We start from the raw sequence: 16,968 nt of genomic DNA, 5'->3' as shown, positions 1-16,968 counted from the left end.
TCATCAACAACTTTCGGCGTAAGCATTTGTCATTTCATGCAAAATTACATGCCCATCTATCTTGACTATCAGGCGTCAACGCCGGTCGATTCCGCTATTCTGCGGACAATGTTACCGTACTTTACCGAATCGTTCGCCAATCCCCACTCAGCGGGTCATGCAGCGGGATGGGACGCTGACCGCGCCATTGAGGCGGCTCAGATAAGAATAGCAAGTTATATATCCTGCGATCCAGATGAAATTATATTTACGTCCGGAGCAACAGAATCAAACAACCTTGCGATACTCGGATTACGGAAACTATTGGTCGGAGGAAATCGTAATAAAATTGTCACCACGACCATTGAGCACAAGAGTGTCCTCGATCCGTGTCGCGTTGCGGCAGAAGACTTTGGGGCGGTGATCAATAGGTGCAACGTTGATGAAGATGGGTACATTTCCGAGGAGGAGCTGGAAGCCGCTACGGATGAAAACACTCTTCTAGTGACTTTCGGATCAGTAAATGGAGAGATAGGAACGATTCAGCGGGTTGATAAAATTTATAAACGCGCTGCGCGTTTCGGGGCATTGGTGCACTTGGACGCTGCGCAAATGCCAGTAGCGTCGGACATGTCCGCGATCACTTCGTGCGCGGACTTGATAAGTCTGTCGGGGCACAAGATGTACGGGCCGAAGGGTGTCGGATGCCTCTATGTGAGGCGAGAAATTCAGAACATGATTGCGCCGCTCATTTTCGGAGGAGGGCAGCAGCGCAATATTCGATCTGGAACATTACCCGTACCTCTTTGTGTTGGAATGGGCGCCGCCGCAGAAGTGTTTGGGAGCTGTCAAGGCGAGCGGGAGAAACTTCGGGCTAAGACAGCAAAATTCTGGAATGGGCTTAACACTCTTGGCTTTGATATCTTGCTCAACGGTCCTTCCTTGAGTGAACGGCATCCAGGAAATCTCAACGTCCGCTTTCCGGGCTATGAGGCGGAAGATATCTTGGCCGCGCTTCAACCTCATTTAGCAGCCTCTACAGGATCCGCATGCACATCCGGAACACCGCAAGCCTCACACGTCTTACGCGGTATTGGGCTGACGGAGGAGGAGGCGCGGTCATCGCTGAGATTCAGCGTCGGGTATGTGACCACTGAGGAAGAGATTGTTCGAGCCATCGAGTTGGTTGGGTCTGCTTTACGGCGCCTTGGAAGCGTCAATTCGCAAGTATGGGGCTGAGTCCGGGTTCTGCTTGGAAACCGAAACTGACGGATGGTCCTCTCGGCGTACCAGAGGACACTACGGCCTTTCCGGTGGGTGCCTCAACTTCGGCTTCTTTGACGAGTCCTTTCGTAGCTGGTCTCCTATTGCTTGATCTGTGAGCACCTCATCGTCTCTCGGGCACATCCGTACTGACTTCGGATAGACCGCATAGGCCATAACCGTTTCCCGCCGTTAGCTCAATTCATGCCGCCATTGCGGCCGGGCGCGCCGCCCGGTCAACGGCCCGCCCGCACCACCCCGGCTGGCGCCGGGCCGTGTTGGCCGTAGCCGCGTGCCGCGGTGACTGTGCGGCTTGTCCGCCCGTCCTTTCTCCCTGGCGTCTTGAGCCAACCGACAACAAAGGAGAAAGTCATGACCGAGACGCAATCCATCCCTCTAAACAAGCTCACCGTCTGGACCGGCAATGGCCGCAAGACCGGTGCGAGTGAAGCAATCGACGAGCTTGCCGCATCGATCGAGGCGCACGGGCTTTTGCAGGCGCTGATTGTCCGCAAGGCCAAAGGCGGCAAATTCGCCGTCGTCGCCGGGCAGCGCCGGCTGAAGGCATTACAGTTGCTAGCCTCGCAGAAGCGTATCGCCCCGGATGCTCCCGTGCGCTGTGATCTGGTCGCAGCAGAAGCTGATGCTGGGGAGCTGTCCCTTGCCGAAAACGTCGTGCGGGTTGCCATGCATCCGGCCGACCAGTTCGAGGCCTTCCGCGATCTTGTGGATCGGGGCCTTGATGTTGCCGCCGTAGCCCGCCGGTTCGGCGTTAGTGAAAGCGTGGTTCTGAAGCGACTAAAACTGGGTCGTCTCAGCCCGGTCGTGCTGGACGCTTACCGCAACGGCGATATCGATCTGGAAGAAGCACAGGCTTTCGCAATCACAGACGATCATGCGGCACAGGCACGCGTGCTTGGAGACCTGCCGGGATGGAACCGCAGCGCACGGACGATCCGTAACGCTCTGACGGAGGGCGAGATTCCGGCATCTGACAGGCGGGTCCGTTTCGTCGGGCTGGATATCTACGAACAGTCCGGAGGTGGCGTAAGGCGCGACCTGTTCGATGATGCCCATAGCGGTACAATCCTCGATCCCGTTCTGCTTGACCGATTGGTTACCGAAAAACTCGCAACCGTCGTTGAGGAGGTCCGCGCTGAAGGCTGGGCCTGGGTCGAACTGGCCGATGCGTTCGAGGACGTGAACGCGCAATGTCGCCGCGTCAGACCCGAGCGAATCGCACTGTCCGGCGAACAGCAAGCCGAGCTTGAGGCCCTGTCAGCTGAGTACGACGAACTCGCCGACTCACCCGAAGCCGACGAGGGCGACGAGACGGTTCTTGCACGCCTGGACGCTATCCAGGACCGCCTTGACGAACTGGACGCGGCTCAGGAGTGCTGGACGCCGGAAATCCTGGTATCAGCGGGCGCGATTATTAGCATTGACTGGAACGGCACGGCGACGGTCGAACGCGGATTTATCCGGCGTGACGCGTCCCGGCAGACTGAGACCCTTGAAGATCATAAGCCTGCCCGAGACGCTGCCATCTTGCCGGCAACGCTTGTCACCGAACTGACGGCACGCAAGACCGCGGCGCTCCAGTCCGTAGCCGGTGAGAACGTGCAGGTCATGGTCGCGGCTGTCGTGCACGCGCTGGCATTGTCCGCCTTCTACACAGGTGCAGGTGACCTGTCGTGCCTGAGGCTGTCGCTCAGCGGGTCGCGCCCGGAGTGGCATTTGCCCGACCCGGAGCCGATGCCCGTAGTGCAGGCATTCGCCGATGCCGAGACACGCTGGACGGAGCTTCTGCCCGAAGATCCGTCCGATCTGTGGGGTTGGTGTCTTTCGCAATCGCAGGACACGTTGCTCGGTCTGCTCGCCCATATCGGCGCACGGGCTATTGATGCGGTGCGCCAGAAGGTAGATCGTCCCGAAGCCGGACGCTTCGCCCATGCCGACATGGTTGCGGACGCAATCGGTTTCGACATGAGCAAACAGTACACGCCGGACGTGTCGACATATTTCAGTCGGATCAACAGCAAGCAGATTATCGCTGCCCTGTGCGAAGCGAAGGGCGTATCGCCCGCACCCGCATGGTCACGCATGAAAAAGGCGGAATTGGCTGCACTTGCTGCACGCGAGCTTACCGGTACTGGTTGGCTACCGGCGGTTCTTCGCGGTCAGGATCAACACATTTCCGTAAAACAGGCCGCGTGATCGCGACCGACTGCGCCGGTCGCGCCCGCGAGGCCGCGGCCGGCATTATACACGATGGCAGGTACTCACACACTTCGCACGTGGTCGACCATTGGAATAGGTTGAACGGCGTGAGCAGAGGAGAGAAAGTTATGACAGAAATGGATAGCTACGGTCGGCATGAAGCTCTTCACATGGCGTCGTTTCTGAGCCGGGCCGTCGCCAGCGAACTGTGCGAGCATCAACAAGTTCAAGCGAATCCTGACTGGAAAGCGCTCGCCGATGGTGCGGCAGAGTCTTTATGGGCGCTTTATCAGGCGATCGCCACCATCCATCTGGAAACGGGGGCCGTTAAGGGGTCCGGTATTCCGGTATCCGATAAGGACGAAGGTTAGGATGGGCTTCGCGAACGACGCGCGCGGGCTGATCCTTGCCGGCACCGATTTTGTGTATCTGGACGAAGGCGCCTACGGCATTATTTTCGTGAGCCGGAGCCTTGGTCGTGTTCGGAAAGTCTATCGCCACAGTGCCGACGAACGACATGCGTGCGCTGTGTTCCGGTCCGAGATTGAAGCATATGCGCGCGCGTCAGCGTCAACAGAGTTGATGACCCTCATCCCGGAGGGCTTTCAGATTTGCTCCCCTCAGCGGGTATTTGATCGCTATGGCGCTGATGTTTCGAACGAGTTTCTCCCGGAACTGGCATTTGAAATGGAATTTGTAGATTCTCGATTTCAAAAGATCGGCACGATTGCTCAGGATGAGGCGCAGCGCGTCCATGCGCTTTTTCGTAGCGTTGGTATCCTTCATACTCTTGATATGTCTGTCGCGCTTGCAGAGGACGGGTGCGTTGCCAAAGTAATTGACTTTGCCATGATAGAGCACGAGGTCTGGCATCAGGGCTGAGTGGTTTATAGTTCAAAAACAATCACATACGCGTTCCCAGTTTCATCCTCTCCGGCGCGCCACTTATTTCAATTACTTAGTGGATCTTCCCGCTTCAGTGCGGTCGACGGTTTGCAAAATCTGTGCTGCTTGCGTTCTCAAACTTGGTCATCGCTGACTTGGCGAGCGCCCGCGTACGCGACATGTATTTCTCGATTATCGTGTGCACAGACTTGCGAAGATCCCCCTGACGCTGTCCTGTATGCAGCGCTAGGATCAGCGCACGTTGCATTTCTACGGACGCCTCGCTCATGAATGCTTCAACGTGCTTTGGCAGCCAAAGCTTGTCCGACCGGTCGGTCTTGTGCAGCCGCGCAATTCCAATGGCGTGATTGTGCCAAATTCGAGTGCGATCGACCGCCCAAGACAACAGAGTGCTCAGGATTGATATCCGATTGTCTGCTTCCCGAGGTCCCGACACTGACAAGACCTCGTCGCGCCAATCCATGAAGTCGCCGCGCACGCGCTTGTCCTCGAGGGCCGCGATTGGCATTGTGCCAAATTTTTCTTCAACCTTGGTCAGCATGCGCCGATATTCTTTTTGCGCGCTCTCTGCCCGCTTGCTGAACTCCGGAGACAAGGTGAGGTCACGGACCAGCCCGCCGAGGGTTCCCGTAATGCGACTGAAGTCTAGAGTTTTCGGTGTGCAGCCAGGGTGAATGACAGGGGCCCGATCACGTTGTTGGTTTCAATCGTTTTAGATCATCGCCGCGCTGCCGTTGGCAAAGATACGCCTCCCTGTCGGGGTAGGCCGCGATCGAGAAGCCGACGCTACACAGGGTCGCAGACCGATATCTATTCGAGCTGGTCGCGCAGTAGCGGAGCAATTCACCTTCGATGCCCGGGAGACCTGTCAGGCTCTAACGGGACGTCTATCGCACAGTCTCTGTGGTTTTGACCTATATTCCCTTCGCATCGCGCGCTAGCTTGGAGCCATTCGATGCGGGCGTCACCCGTGATGCACTAGCGCGAAACCGTCTTGGGTGAGCGCGCAGGCCTTTGGGGCAGCGAGTCGGCTGACGCCGGAGAGTTTGGGATGAATGTGGGCAAGCCGATTGCGTTCAGGACGCGCGGCCTCACCAAGACATATGGCGAGGGTCGCTCCACCGTGCACGCGCTGCGCGGCGTAGACCTCGATATCCCGCAGGGCGAAATTGTGGTTCTGCTCGGGCCGTCCGGGTCTGGCAAGTCGACCTTGCTCAACATCGTTGGTGGGCTGGACAGTGCCACCCAGGGTACGGCCCATTTCCTGGACCAGTGCCTGACGGAAATGAGCAGTTCCGCACTTACCCGGTATCGGCGCCAGCATGTAGGCTTCGTTTTCCAGTTCTACAACCTGATGCCGAGCCTCACCGCGCGCGAAAACGTCGAACTTGTCACCGAGATCGCCTCCGATCCCATGGATCCCGACGACGCCCTTGCTCTCGTCGGCCTGAGGGAACGAACCGATCACTTTCCTGCACAGATGTCGGGGGGTGAACAGCAGCGGGTTGCCATTGCCCGAGCAGTCGCCAAACAGCCTGACGTTCTGTTCTGCGACGAACCCACGGGCGCGCTGGACAGCGCCACGGGCCGGACCGTGCTGAGCGTGCTGCGAGACGTCAACGAAAAGCTGGGTTCCACCGTTCTGGTGGTGACCCACAACGCAAACACGGCAGCCATGGCTGATCGGGTCATTCATTTCGCCGACGGCAATATTCGGGAGGTGATCGAGAACAACAGCAAGCTGGATCCGGCGGCGATCGAATGGTGAGCCCGCTCAACCGGAAATTGTTGCGCGATCTTTGGCGCATCAAGGGGCAGGCGACCGCTATCGGCGTGGTGATCGGCGTCGGCGTGATGCTGCTGGTCATGATGACCGGGTTGACGGCCTCGCTGACGGAAACCCGCGACGCCTATTACGACCGATATCGGCTGGCCGATATATTCGCACCCGCCAGCCGCGCGCCTGAGCGCCTCACCACTCGGCTGGCGGCCATCCCGGGGGTAGCTGCCGTGCAATCGCGGGTCCAGGGCCGCGCTCTGATCGACATCCCTGGCCAAGTTTTACCGGTGCAGGCGCAGGCCGTATCGCTGCCAGACCGAGGACGTCCCGCCATCAACGATGTCTATCTCACCGATGGCCGGCTTCCGGCGTCGGGCAGGCCAGACGAGATTCTTCTTCTGCAGAGCTTTGCGCTGGCCCATGGTCTGCACCCTGGAGATCAACTCAACGCCACCATGAACGGGGCGAGACGCAGCTTTGATGTGGTCGGTCTCGCCCAAAGCCCGGAGTTCCTCTACACGACGGCGCCAGGTGAACTGATACCGGATGATGCACGCTTCGGTGTCATCTGGATGAGCCGTTCAGGCCTTGCCGCGGCCTACGACATGAATGGCGCCTTCAACGAGGTGCTGCTCAGTCTGACCCGCGGCGCCAATCTGGAGGCGACACTCACGGCTGTCGACCGGCTTCTGGACCCCTATGGCGGCTTTGGTGCCTATGCGCGAGCCGACCAGACATCCAATCGGTTCGTCACCGAGGAGATTTCCGGGCTGGTTGCCGCCGCCATCGGCGTACCGCCAATTTTCCTGCTGGTGGCGGCCTTCCTGCTCTATATCGTGATTGGTCGCATTGTTCAGTCCGAACGCGGTCAGATCGGTCTGATGAAGGCCTTTGGGTACACCGACGGTGAATTGGGCGCCCACTACTCCAAACTCATCCTGGCCATTGCCCTCGGTGGCGCGCTGGCGGGCTGTCTCGCCGGCATTGCCGCGGGACGCGCGCTCGTGGGAGTCTACACCGACTACTTCAAATTCCCCTTCCTGGTGTTTCAGCTTGAACCGAGCTCCTTCCTTTTGGGAATCGCAGTGAGTCTGCTGGCCGCTTCCGCCGGAGGCTTCATGGTTTTGCGCCAGGTTTTTGGACTTTTGCCTGCCGCCGCAATGCGACCACCGACCCCGCCCGATTTCAGCCGCGCCGGGCATCTGAGCGGGGCGCTGGGGCGCATTCTCGATCAGCCTTCGCGCATGGTGCTGCGCCGCATAACTCGACAGCCCGGTCGCATGGCCGCATCCATGCTGGGCATAGCCCTCGGGATGGCACTCTCGGTGGCAATGATCACAATTTACGCTGGTTTCGATCGCACGATCGACCTGTCCTTTTCAGTCGTGGACCGCAGCGATGTGCGCGTTGGTTTCACACACCCGGTAAGCACCAAGACGCTATTCGAACTCGATCGCCTGCCTGGCGTCGTACGTGTCGAGGCGACGCGCACGGTTCCAGCGGTAATGAGTAACGGCTTGCACACTTATCGCGGCGGGCTCATCGGCATTCCGGCCGGCGCCGAGCTCAGTCGTGCAATCGATCGCGAACTGGAGCCCATTCTCCTGCCCCCACGCGGCGTCGTCCTGTCCTCGGCGCTGGCCCGTATTCTGGACGTTGAAATCGGCGATGTTCTGGACGTTGATGTACGCGAAGGACGGCAGCCGGTTCTGCAACTCGCCGTCGCCGGCATCGCCGAAACCCTGCTTGGTTCACCCGCCTTCATGAGTCTTGAAGGCATGAACCGTGCCTTGGGCGACACTCGGCGCGTCTCAGGCGCCTACCTCATGATTGACCAGGCTTATGCCGACGACATCTATATGGCGTTGCAGAACATGCCCACAGTCGCAGGCGTGAGCCTGAAATCGCAGGCGCGCGACGCCTTCGTGACATTGATGAATACCGGGGCCGGCGCCATTCGTTACGTCATGGGCGCGATAGCCTTCATCATCACCTTCGGAATTGTCTACAATGCGGCCCGGATCGCCTATGCCGAGCGCGCGCGCGATCTGGCCAGCCTGCGAGTAATAGGTTTTACCAGGGCAGAAACCGCCTTCGTTCTGCTTGGCGAATTGGCGGTCGTCACCCTGGTGGCGCTACCGGTCGGAGCGGTACTGGGATACTACCTGTCCTTCGGCATCGCAGCCGGCTTCTCGACCGATCTTTACCAGATCCCGGCCATATTCGATGGGCCCAGCCATGGCCAGGCGGCCCTCGTGGTCATGGCGGCTGCAATTGTTTCGGGCCTATTGGTCAAGCGCGACCTTGACCGCTCCGACCTCATCGAAGTGCTCAAGACCCGGGAATAGTGAGATGTCAAAAGCCAGAAAGCATTCGCGTCTCATCGTCACCCTGGTGGTGCTTGTCTTAATCGGCGCGGGCCTGGCCGCTGCCTTCTGGCCGCGTCCGGTGATGGTTGATCTGGCCGAGGTGACCCGAGGCTCGATGATGGTGACCATTGATGAAGAAGGCCGCACGCGGGTCCGCGAGGCCTATGTGGTATCCACTCCAATTGCCGGACGTCTGCAACGGGTGGAGGTTAATCCCGGTGATCCGGTCATCAGGGGGCAGACGGTCGTGGCGCAGATGCTGCCCATCAACCCCTCGGCCATGGATGTGCGTACAAGGGAGCAGGCGCAGGCCGGACTGCAGGCGGCAGATGCAGCCTTGCGGGTCGCCAAGGCAGACCTGAATGCTGCGCTCGCCGGTCGCGACCTGGCTGCAGCGGAACTCGAACGGTCCGTCCAGCTTTCAGAACGGGGGCTGATCAGCAGCGCCGCCTATGAGCGAACGGAGCAGGGTTTCCGGGTTGCCGAAGCAGCAGTGGAAACGGCCGAGGCGGCCATCTCCATGCGCGAGGCCGAAGTTGCCAATGCGCGTGCGCAGCTGGTGGAGTTCGGCGAACAGAACACGTTCTCGACGATGGGAACAGGCAACGGTGGTGGCATCCCACTGCTAGCCCCGGCGGACGGACGTATCCTGCGCATCATGCAGCAAAGCGAGACCACCCTGCCCGCAGGCGCCCCGATCATGGAGATTGGTGATATCGATGGAGAACTCGAAGTCGTTGTCGAGCTGATTTCCTCTGATGCGGTGCAGGTAAATATTGGCGACCGCGCCATCATTGATGATTGGGGTGGGCCTGTCCCGCTTCAGGGGCAGGTGTCACGCATTGATCCTTTTGCCATTACCAAATTCTCGGCGCTTGGCGTCGAGGAGCAAAGAGTGCCCGTGACAATCACCCTGACCGGTCCGCCCGACGAACGCGACGCGATTGGGCATGGTTATCGGATCGAGGCGCGGATCGTTGTTTGGCAAGCAGACGAGGTCATCCGTGTTCCCTCCAGCGCCCTGTTCCGGTCCGGCGAAGTCTGGTCGGTGTTCGTTGACCGGGACGGCACGGCCAGCTTGCACCGCCTCGAGCCGGGACGAAACAATGGAACGTTCGCCGAAGTCGTCGGCGGACTGGAGGCCGGCGAGCGCGTGGTCCTTTATCCGCCTTCCGGGCTGGAGGACGGTACGATGATCGCTCCGCGTCAGACAAGGTGAACTGGCTCCAGGGTGGCCCGTCATGCCAGCCCCGGCCAATGACTGCCGAGGCCAGGACTTGATGAGCGCCTTGATGGTATCCGAGCGGCTGATCTGGCCTACAAGCATTTCATCCGCGACTAGGGGGAAACGCCGATAGGGGCTGGCAAGATAGAGACAGCTCTGGCGCCGGCCAACTGGCGGTGCGGCTGTGTAGACCTAGAGCGCCCGGCGCGGGGCCGGGCTGGATTGCGTCCTTGTTTTTGCCTTGGGGCTCAAGTCAGGACCTCTATCGTCACGTCGGCAGTGCCGGGGCCGATCATATCAAGCGCACCGGCCGCGCTTCGAGGCAGGTCGATCACGCGCTTGCCAACGTAGGGACCTCGATCATTGATCCTAACGACAATGGACTTTCCATTGCTGTTGATTTCCGGCGAGAAGTGCCCCGGGGGGATGCGGACGAAAACTTGGACCGGTTATGCTGTAATGCGAGGCCTTTGGCGGTATTCGCCGGGGTTAAGAGAGCCAAGGGATACTTTGATGCGTTTCTCATTGTACCATCGGATGTAGGAATCAACTTCTTTCACGAACTGCTCGACCGTGGCCGCCAGGCGTCAATCTCTGCCAGAACCGGACAGTTCGCTGGCGGCCCCATTTCAGACTGGGAGGGGCTTAAGCGAAGCATGGAATCAGTGGCGGAGCAGATTTATCTATTGATTTCAATGCAGTAGGTGTTCGCAGTTTTGTTCTGAGCGGCGCGCCGTTTCGGTGCCGAACTGCAAATTTTCCCCTGGAGAGAGGCTGCCGCTGTGTGACTGGACCACGGTTTGTGACGCATGGGCATTTCCCCGTGTGGGAACCCGAGCCGATTTCAGGTCTGTTGGGATCCGGGCAAGAAAATGGCGGCTGTCCGGTCGCGTGGACGGCAAGGCTGGGTGGCAATGCGTGGATCGGAGTTGCTATGTGCCGGGCAAGGTGGTGCGCGGGTCAACCGGCACGCCATCCTGTGCGGCTGAGGCCTTGATGGCGTCCCACAGCCGGGCGAACCGCACGCCATTGGCGACGGTGGACGGGTTTTCCAGGGTGCCGCTGCGCACGGCAAGGAAGGTCTGCATTGGCGTGGCACGGGTTTCCTGCGTCTCGCGTTGCCCGGCAACGCCGTCGCGGGAAATCTGCCGCCAGCCGCCCCAGGCATCGATGGCAACAATGGCCTGCGAATAGAAGAAGGTGATGGACGAGGCACAGCTATCTGGGCCTTCGCCGGCCGCGTTGAGGGTCACGAGGGCACCGTTTTCAAGCCGACCGGCCACGGCTGCCGCCAAATCCACCGCGATGCCGCGGTTGTCCATATAGGCCGAGAGGCGGGCAAAAGGGCTGTCAGCCAGGACGCAGACCGTGTTCATCATATGCGCGCCGGTATCGAACATGAAGCCGCCGCCCGCAATCTCCGGCACCTGCTTCCAATTGCCGGTATAGCTTTTCTTCCAGCCCTCCCAAATGGTGGCCGAGACGCTGACCAATTCGCCGAATTCACCGGCCTGTGCCCGCCGGCGGGTGTCATGCACCAGCGGTGACAATCCCCCTTGAAAGGCGATGACGACGGTCTTGCCGGTGCGGGCCTGTTCGGCCTCCAGCGCCAGTGCCTCGGGCACGGTCGTCACCATCGGCTTTTCCAGCAACAGGTCGAGTCCGGCGGCCAGGACAGACAGCGCGTTCCGGGCGTGAAAAGCATGCGGGGTAGAGACATAGACCGCGTCAAGCCGGCCCGCCTCGGCGGTCAACATGGCCTCGGCGCTCTCATAGGCGCGTGGTGTGGCGGCTCCCGCGGCCACACAGGTGGCGGCGAAACGGTCGCGGGGGGTGGCACTGACTTCCGCCATGGCATCGATGGAAACCTCGGCCATGCTTGCCCAGCTCCGCGCATAATCCGCAGCCTTCAGGCCCGCTCCGATCACGCCTAGTCTCAGCATCGCTTCTTCCCCAAGTCCGATGGTACGGTGTCAATCAGGCCAGGGCGGGATTGTGCCTGGCGCGCGCCATCTGTCGCTCGATTTGTGCCAGCAGTCCAGGCAGTTCACCCTGGGCGCGGATGGTATAGCGCGGCACTTCGTCTGCATGTGCCGGCACCCGGCTGCGCCGATGCGAGCAGCTCCGCCAGATGCTGATGATACCGAGCTGGTTGGCGCTGCCCATGTCGCGTTCAAGATGATTGCCGACCATGACAACGCTTCCAGCGTCATCGGGTCCCAATCCCATGCCCTCCAGCGCCGCCTCGAACATGCGGCAGTCCGGCTTCTGGCAGCCTTCGGCTTCCGAAATCACCTTGACCTCGAAATGCCGGCGACTACGACCTCGTGCCCGCCACGAGCTGCGTCCAAAACACTGACGTTAGGGGTCTGCCGGTCAACCATCCCGACTCGATCAAGGCCGAAGTGCATGGTTCCGAGGATTTCCGCGCCGGCCTCTCGCATACCATCAATCGCCAGGAAATCATCGACGCGGTCTATCTGGGGCAGGGCGTACCCTTCCAGCCCGCTCCACTGAAACCCCGATAAAGCGCCCGATGGGATGTCGGTGCACGCGCATGCGAACAAGCCTTTACGGGGTCGTGGGGACAGGCAAATTACAGGCGCATGAGAAAATGACGTCGGTGATGGGCTGGGTTGCCCAATGCCCTCTGGGAAACCGAGGCGCCGGGTTATTGACTGCAGAAGCAAGGATACTCGGCCTGGAGGTTGCCTGAGCGACGGGCAAGCCGGGACGGCGCCGTTTGCAGCTTGGAGCGCGTGCTGCGAGGCGAGGATCGGTCGCGTGCTGGCTTGTGTTTGGCGGTATCAGCTGCGCCGATGTGTGCTTTCCCTGACGATCAGTTCGGGGTCGATCAGGGTGACGCTGGGCTCGGGCAGGGCGCCTTCAGTGCCGATCAATTCGATCAGGCGTGCCACGGCCAGATCGGTCACCAGCCGGATTTCGTAGTTGACGCTGGTCAGTGGTGTCGCGGCGTGTTCGGCAAATTCGATATTGTCGAAGCCAACAATGGCGACGTCCTCGGGGACGCGCAATCCGTTCTTCTGTGTCCAGCGCAGGGCGCCGATGGCAAGGGAGTCGTTGGCAGCGAACACGGCGGATGGCCGCTGGGAAAGGCGCATCAGCTTGTCCATGGCCCAGTAACCGCGAATGACCGAGTGCCCCTGCGGATCGGCCGACAGCTGGGGGTCAACCGCGATATTGGCCTCATGCAGGGCAGCGTCGTAGCCCTCGCGCTTTTCATGATTGCCCAGGAGATTGGCGCTGTCGATGATGCCAATCCGCTTGTGCCCGATATCGATCAGGTGGCGGACGGCCCGATAGGCGCCGCGCCGCTCGTCGATCGAGACTGCATCGACCCCGGCATCGGGGTCGGCCACGAGCAGCACCACCGGATAATTGGCGCGACGCAATTGCCGGATATGATCGAGCTCCCGGTGGCTGCGCGGGTAAATCAGCATGCCATCCACCTGGCGGGACTGGAACATGGCGATGACCCGCTTTTCCTCCTCCAAATCATTGTTGGACGTGGCAAACAAGGTGGAATAGCCCAGCTCGGCCAAGGCCAGCTCGATGGACTGGGCGGCCTGGGTCAAGGCCGGGTTGGTGATGTCGGTCAACACCAGCCCGATTGTCTTGGTCTCGCGGCTGACCAGGGACTTGGCCACCTGATTGGGCATGTAGTTGAGGGCACGCGCCGCGTCGCGGATGCGCATGGCGGTGTCCTCGGGAATGCGGGGGCTGCCGCGCAAGGCCAGACTGACCGTGTTCACAGAGAAACCGGTCTTGTCGGCAACATCCTTTAGTCGAACAATCGGTCTGCCCAAGGTGTGCCACCCCCCAACTTTCGGTTTGATTGAATGGATTACGCGCGCTCTTGGTGCAAGCGGCGAATGGCCTGTAATTGCAGGCAGTCTTGCGCCATTTCCATTAATTCGATCCGGTTCCCGTCCGGGTCCTCGATCCAGGCTTGGCGGTTGCCATCAAGGCCCGGCTTAATCTCGGAGGTCAGGGCAATACCGGCCGCCTTGATCCGCTCGGTCGTGCCGTCCAGATCTTCAATCGTGAAACACATGTGGTTCACGCCGTTGGCATCCCAGCCAGGGGCGCGGTCATTCTCGGCGCCGGGAAAAATTTCGAGATATTGATCATCGGTGATGCGCAAATAGACCAGCCAGGTCTCGCCATTGTCGTGCTTAAGGCGCAACATTTCCGGAAAGCCGAGGCGGTCGCGATAAAAGTCCAGCGACCGTTCCAGATCGGTGACCTTGATCGCTACGTGGCCAATGCCGACAACACCAAGCATGATATCCTCCTGACCCTTCAGGCCGTTGTAAACAAGGTCAGCTTCACTGACGTTGTATGATCGTTAATACGTCGCGTCATGGCAGTTTGAATTTAGCGTGTCAACGTGCTGAGGCTAGTCCCAGTCTGGCCCCCAGTCGGGTGCGATGGCCCTCAGGTTGCGATCCCGAGTCTCGATCAGCGCGATGTCTTCAGGTGACAATTTGAGGTGCAGGGCCGCGAAATTGGAGGCAATTCGTTCGCGCTTTCCGGAGGTGGGGATGGCCGCATAGCCCTTGGCCAGTTCAAATGCGAGGGCGAGCTGCTCGGGGCTGGCATCATAACGGCTCGCCGTGTCGACCAGCACGGGATCATCGCCCAGTCGTCCGTGTGCGATCGGTTGATAGCATGTCACCATAATGCCGTGATCGGCACAGTACTGCGCCAGTTTTTTGTTCTGAATGAATGGGTTGAGTTCGACCTGATTGGTTGCAATGCGTCCTTCACCGGCAATCGAACGGGCCTGGTCAAGCAGGGCGATGGTAAAGTTCGAGACTCCAATATACTTGGTCAGTCCGCGATCCTGCGCATCCAGAAGGGGTTCGAGATAGGCCGCCAGCGGCTGGGCGCCATTGGGGGAGGGCCAGTGCAACAGGGTTAGATCCACCTGATCGACTCCCAGGTGGGACAGGCTGGTTTCCAGTGATGGAATCAGCCGGCCTTCGGCATAATTGTCCGTCGAGATCTTGGTGGTGAGGAAGATTTCGGCACGCGCTAGGCCAGACTGCTCGAGCGCTGTTCCTACTTCGGTTTCGGTGTCATAGGTCTGGGCGGTGTCCAGATGGCGGTAGCCTGTTTCCAGTGCGCACAGGATGGCTTCGATGCCTTCGGCCTTCCAGCGCCCATAAGTGCCAAAACCGAGGCGCGGCATAACTTCTTGAATTTTCATAATTAATTCCTCCCTAAGCGCGTGACTTTCGTAGTCTTCAGGTGCGCGCTTGCTGCATTTTTCCACTTGGCCAGTTGACGTTCAGCGAATTATGCCTTTAGATTAACGATAATACAACACCCGGAAGAGAACTCTGCACACAAGGGCGACCGGGTTAATGGGAGGAGTTTCATGCGCTGGAGTCGCATTGCGCCCCAACTTGCCCTGACGCCGGCCCTGGCAATCACAGCCGTGGCCTTTGTCGGGTCAATTGGCTGGACCATTTATCTGTCCTTCACGCGTAGCCGCCGTCTGCCCGAATACGGCATCGACTGGTCGGAATGGGGGCGTCAGTATGACCGTCTGTTCCGCGATGCTGGGTGGGAAATTTCGCTCCGCAACCTGATCGTGCTCGGTCTGGGCAGTGCGCTGGCCATTGTCTTCGGCTTCATTCTCGCGGCGATGATCGACAAGGAAAAGCGCGGCGAAAGTTTCTTTCGTACGGTCTTTCTTTATCCGCTGGCCGTCTCGCTGATCGTTACCGGCGCCGCATGGCGCTGGATCCTCAATCCCACTCTGGGTGCGCAGAGCTTCCTGCGCAGCCTGGGTTGGGAGGTCGATTTCAACTGGCTCGCCCAAGGCGATACGGCCATGTATGCGATCATTCTGGCTTCCGTCTGGCAATCGGCCGGTTTTTACATGGCGCTGATGCTGGCAGGCCTGAAAGGGATCAACACCGAAATCTGGAGTGCGGCCAAGCTTGATGGCGTGCCGCTCTGGCGGGTCTATATCGAAATCATCATCCCGATGATGAAGTTCACCTTCATTACCTGTGCCATCCTGCTCTCGCTGGGGGTCATCAAGGCCTATGACGTTGTGGTGGCGATGACCAATGGCGGGCCGGGACAGAGCACTTGGGTGCCGGCCTATTTCACCATCAATGCTCTCTCGGCCAAGTCCAATCTTGGCTACGCCTCGGCGGCCGCCGTAATGATGCTGGTCATTACCCTGGTCGTCTTCATTCCATTGGTTGCCCTTACCGTGTGGCAACAGCGCAAGCGGGAGGCCACCCGATGAGCCAGGTTTCCGTTTCCGAACGCGCAGCCGCGGCCGGTGAAGTTCCCGTGACCCGCGCGCCCTATTTCGTGCGCAGGAAAAAGGGCATCACCCCACGGTCCATCGCGGTGCTGGTCTTCCTCACCATCTGTGCCCTGTTCTTTTGCGTGCCGCTTTATGTGGTGGTGGTCACCTCGTTCAAGACCATGGACCAGATTCGTGAAGGCGCGATCTTCACCCTGCCCCATATCTGGACGCTGGAAGCCTGGGACCACGCCTGGAACCATGCCTGTTCGGGCATCAAATGCGACGGTCTCAAGGTAGGCTTCTGGAATTCGGTCTCAATCCTGTTCCCCTCCCTGATCCTGTCGATTTCGCTGGCCATGGTCACCGGCTTTGCCCTGGCCTTGTGGAATGTGCGCTGGGCAGGGGGCTTCCTGTTCCTGCTGTTCATCTGCGCCTTCGTGCCGTTCCAGATCATCATGTATCCGCTGATCGTGATGACCACGACTACCAAGATCTACGGCACGCTCTGGGCCGTGGCGGTGATCCATGCGGTGCTGGCCATGCCGGTGCTGACCCTGATCTTCCGCAATTACTACAAGGATATCCCGACCGAGATCATGTCGGCGGCGATGATGGATTCGGGATCGTTCTGGCGGATCTTCTTCGAGATCATCGTGCCCATGAGCGGCAATATCCTGATCGTGGTGCTGATCCTGCAGATCACCAATATCTGGAATGACTACCTGATAGGGGTGACCTTTGGTGGCCTTACCGGCCAGCCCATGACGGTCAACCTGGCCAATCTGATCACCATTTCCACGGGCACGACCAACTACGCCCACAACATGGCGGCCGCTCTGCTTACGGCCATTCCACCCCTCGTCGTCTATTTCCTTGTCGGCAAGCTCTTCGTTCAGGGCGTAACCGCCGGCGCCATCAAGGGTTAGTGTCA

Annotated in this window: 16 protein-coding genes and 1 pseudogene; 10 read left to right on the top strand and 7 right to left on the bottom strand. The window is 59.7% G+C overall.

The window, feature by feature from the left end; genetic code table 11:
* The first annotated feature begins 48 nt into the window (after nucleotides 1–48).
* The 4 genes from GO014_RS12185 to GO014_RS12170 all read left to right on the top strand — a co-directional run bounded on the left by GO014_RS12185 (nucleotide 49) and on the right by GO014_RS12170 (nucleotide 4,344).
* Complete coding sequence (locus tag GO014_RS12185) at nucleotides 49–1,218, top strand: cysteine desulfurase family protein (RefSeq protein ID WP_246204596.1); 1,170 nt, start codon at nucleotides 49–51, stop codon at nucleotides 1,216–1,218.
* 396 nt (nucleotides 1,219–1,614) lie between these two features.
* Nucleotides 1,615–3,459 (top strand): ParB/RepB/Spo0J family partition protein, encoded by a 1,845-nt coding sequence (locus GO014_RS12180; protein ID WP_157290567.1) that lies wholly within the window; start codon nucleotides 1,615–1,617, stop codon nucleotides 3,457–3,459.
* 131 nt (nucleotides 3,460–3,590) lie between these two features.
* Nucleotides 3,591–3,833: a hypothetical protein gene (locus GO014_RS12175; protein WP_157290565.1), complete on the top strand. Its 243-nt coding sequence runs from the start codon at nucleotides 3,591–3,593 to the stop codon at nucleotides 3,831–3,833.
* A gap of 1 nt (nucleotide 3,834) precedes the next feature.
* The gene (locus GO014_RS12170) at nucleotides 3,835–4,344 is read left to right on the top strand and encodes a hypothetical protein (protein WP_157290564.1); all 510 of its coding nucleotides are present in this window, start codon (nucleotides 3,835–3,837) and stop codon (nucleotides 4,342–4,344) included.
* A 94-nt stretch (nucleotides 4,345–4,438) separates the two neighbouring features.
* On the opposite strand, the gene GO014_RS12165 is transcribed toward GO014_RS12170, so the two are convergent.
* The gene (locus tag GO014_RS12165; RefSeq protein WP_157290562.1) at nucleotides 4,439–4,909 is read right to left on the bottom strand and encodes a site-specific integrase; all 471 of its coding nucleotides are present in this window, start codon (nucleotides 4,907–4,909) and stop codon (nucleotides 4,439–4,441) included.
* 510 nt (nucleotides 4,910–5,419) lie between these two features.
* Here GO014_RS12165 and GO014_RS12160 point away from each other — a divergent pair.
* From GO014_RS12160 to GO014_RS12150, 3 genes are read left to right on the top strand one after another with little or no spacing between them, the layout of a single operon-like run.
* Nucleotides 5,420–6,136: an ABC transporter ATP-binding protein gene (locus GO014_RS12160; protein WP_157290560.1), complete on the top strand. Its 717-nt coding sequence runs from the start codon at nucleotides 5,420–5,422 to the stop codon at nucleotides 6,134–6,136.
* On the top strand, nucleotides 6,130–8,496 hold the full coding sequence (locus GO014_RS12155) for an ABC transporter permease (protein ID WP_157290559.1): 2,367 nt from the start codon (nucleotides 6,130–6,132) through the stop codon (nucleotides 8,494–8,496). The genes GO014_RS12160 and GO014_RS12155 overlap by 7 nt, the downstream gene beginning before the upstream one ends.
* Nucleotides 8,497–8,500: 4 nt before the next feature.
* Nucleotides 8,501–9,736 carry an efflux RND transporter periplasmic adaptor subunit gene (locus GO014_RS12150; protein WP_157290558.1) on the top strand — a complete coding sequence of 412 codons (1,236 nt, stop codon included), beginning with the start codon at nucleotides 8,501–8,503 and terminating at the stop codon, nucleotides 9,734–9,736.
* Between the two features lie 455 nt (nucleotides 9,737–10,191).
* On the opposite strand, the pseudogene GO014_RS12140 reads toward GO014_RS12150, so the two are convergent.
* The 3 genes and pseudogenes from GO014_RS12140 to GO014_RS12130 all read right to left on the bottom strand — a co-directional run.
* A pseudogene (locus GO014_RS12140) lies at nucleotides 10,192–10,323 on the bottom strand (IS3 family transposase); the annotation flags it as partial.
* 351 nt (nucleotides 10,324–10,674) lie between these two features.
* Entirely contained in the window at nucleotides 10,675–11,685 is a 1,011-nt protein-coding gene (locus GO014_RS12135; RefSeq protein ID WP_157290557.1) for a Gfo/Idh/MocA family protein, read from the bottom strand.
* A 34-nt stretch (nucleotides 11,686–11,719) separates the two neighbouring features.
* A complete protein-coding gene (locus GO014_RS12130; protein WP_157290556.1) occupies nucleotides 11,720–12,037 on the bottom strand; it encodes an HAD hydrolase-like protein in 318 nt (105 codons plus the stop codon).
* A gap of 32 nt (nucleotides 12,038–12,069) precedes the next feature.
* Here GO014_RS12130 and GO014_RS12125 point away from each other — a divergent pair, with 32 nt between their 5' ends.
* Nucleotides 12,070–12,270 carry a hypothetical protein gene (locus GO014_RS12125; protein ID WP_157290555.1) on the top strand — a complete coding sequence of 67 codons (201 nt, stop codon included), beginning with the start codon at nucleotides 12,070–12,072 and terminating at the stop codon, nucleotides 12,268–12,270.
* Between the two features lie 279 nt (nucleotides 12,271–12,549).
* Here the strand turns inward: GO014_RS12125 and GO014_RS12120 are convergent, their stop codons facing one another.
* From GO014_RS12120 to GO014_RS12110, 3 genes are all read right to left on the bottom strand, one after another.
* On the bottom strand, nucleotides 12,550–13,569 hold the full coding sequence (locus GO014_RS12120) for a LacI family DNA-binding transcriptional regulator (RefSeq protein ID WP_157290554.1): 1,020 nt from the start codon (nucleotides 13,567–13,569) through the stop codon (nucleotides 12,550–12,552).
* Nucleotides 13,570–13,607: 38 nt separating this feature from the next.
* A complete protein-coding gene (locus GO014_RS12115; RefSeq protein WP_157290553.1) occupies nucleotides 13,608–14,048 on the bottom strand; it encodes a VOC family protein in 441 nt (146 codons plus the stop codon).
* 114 nt (nucleotides 14,049–14,162) lie between these two features.
* On the bottom strand, nucleotides 14,163–14,975 hold the full coding sequence (locus GO014_RS12110) for an aldo/keto reductase (protein WP_157290552.1): 813 nt from the start codon (nucleotides 14,973–14,975) through the stop codon (nucleotides 14,163–14,165).
* A gap of 171 nt (nucleotides 14,976–15,146) precedes the next feature.
* Between GO014_RS12110 and GO014_RS12105 the strand changes: the two genes are divergently transcribed.
* Nucleotides 15,147–16,031 carry a carbohydrate ABC transporter permease gene (locus GO014_RS12105; RefSeq protein WP_116588772.1) on the top strand — a complete coding sequence of 295 codons (885 nt, stop codon included), beginning with the start codon at nucleotides 15,147–15,149 and terminating at the stop codon, nucleotides 16,029–16,031.
* Nucleotides 16,028–16,963, top strand: coding sequence for a carbohydrate ABC transporter permease (locus GO014_RS12100; protein WP_116588773.1), 936 nt, complete (start codon nucleotides 16,028–16,030; stop codon nucleotides 16,961–16,963). Before GO014_RS12105 ends, GO014_RS12100 begins: the two co-directional genes overlap by 4 nt.
* Nucleotides 16,964–16,968: the final 5 nt, after the last annotated feature.

It is taken from the genome of Devosia marina, assembly GCF_009758415.1.
Taxonomy (GTDB): Bacteria; Pseudomonadota; Alphaproteobacteria; order Rhizobiales; family Devosiaceae; genus Devosia; species Devosia marina.
This window is presented reverse-complemented; position numbering and strand designations above follow the sequence as displayed.

Excerpts from the sequence above, each read along its gene's own strand:
- GO014_RS12150 (WP_157290558.1), top strand. The coding sequence starts at position 8,501 with ATGTCAAAAGCCAGAAAGCATTCGCGTCTCATCGTCACCCTGGTGGTG.
- GO014_RS12180 (WP_157290567.1), top strand. The coding sequence starts at position 1,615 with ATGACCGAGACGCAATCCATCCCTCTAAACAAGCTCACCGTCTGGACC.
- GO014_RS12185 (WP_246204596.1), top strand. The coding sequence starts at position 49 with ATGCCCATCTATCTTGACTATCAGGCGTCAACGCCGGTCGATTCCGCT.
- GO014_RS12100 (WP_116588773.1), top strand. The coding sequence starts at position 16,028 with ATGAGCCAGGTTTCCGTTTCCGAACGCGCAGCCGCGGCCGGTGAAGTT.
- GO014_RS12175 (WP_157290565.1), top strand. The coding sequence starts at position 3,591 with ATGACAGAAATGGATAGCTACGGTCGGCATGAAGCTCTTCACATGGCG.
- GO014_RS12105 (WP_116588772.1), top strand. The coding sequence starts at position 15,147 with ATGCGCTGGAGTCGCATTGCGCCCCAACTTGCCCTGACGCCGGCCCTG.
- GO014_RS12135 (WP_157290557.1), bottom strand. The coding sequence starts at position 11,685 with ATGCTGAGACTAGGCGTGATCGGAGCGGGCCTGAAGGCTGCGGATTAT.
- GO014_RS12170 (WP_157290564.1), top strand. The coding sequence starts at position 3,835 with ATGGGCTTCGCGAACGACGCGCGCGGGCTGATCCTTGCCGGCACCGAT.
- GO014_RS12115 (WP_157290553.1), bottom strand. The coding sequence starts at position 14,048 with ATGCTTGGTGTTGTCGGCATTGGCCACGTAGCGATCAAGGTCACCGAT.
- GO014_RS12110 (WP_157290552.1), bottom strand. The coding sequence starts at position 14,975 with ATGAAAATTCAAGAAGTTATGCCGCGCCTCGGTTTTGGCACTTATGGG.
- GO014_RS12155 (WP_157290559.1), top strand. The coding sequence starts at position 6,130 with ATGGTGAGCCCGCTCAACCGGAAATTGTTGCGCGATCTTTGGCGCATC.
- GO014_RS12160 (WP_157290560.1), top strand. The coding sequence starts at position 5,420 with ATGAATGTGGGCAAGCCGATTGCGTTCAGGACGCGCGGCCTCACCAAG.
- GO014_RS12165 (WP_157290562.1), bottom strand. The coding sequence starts at position 4,909 with ATGCTGACCAAGGTTGAAGAAAAATTTGGCACAATGCCAATCGCGGCC.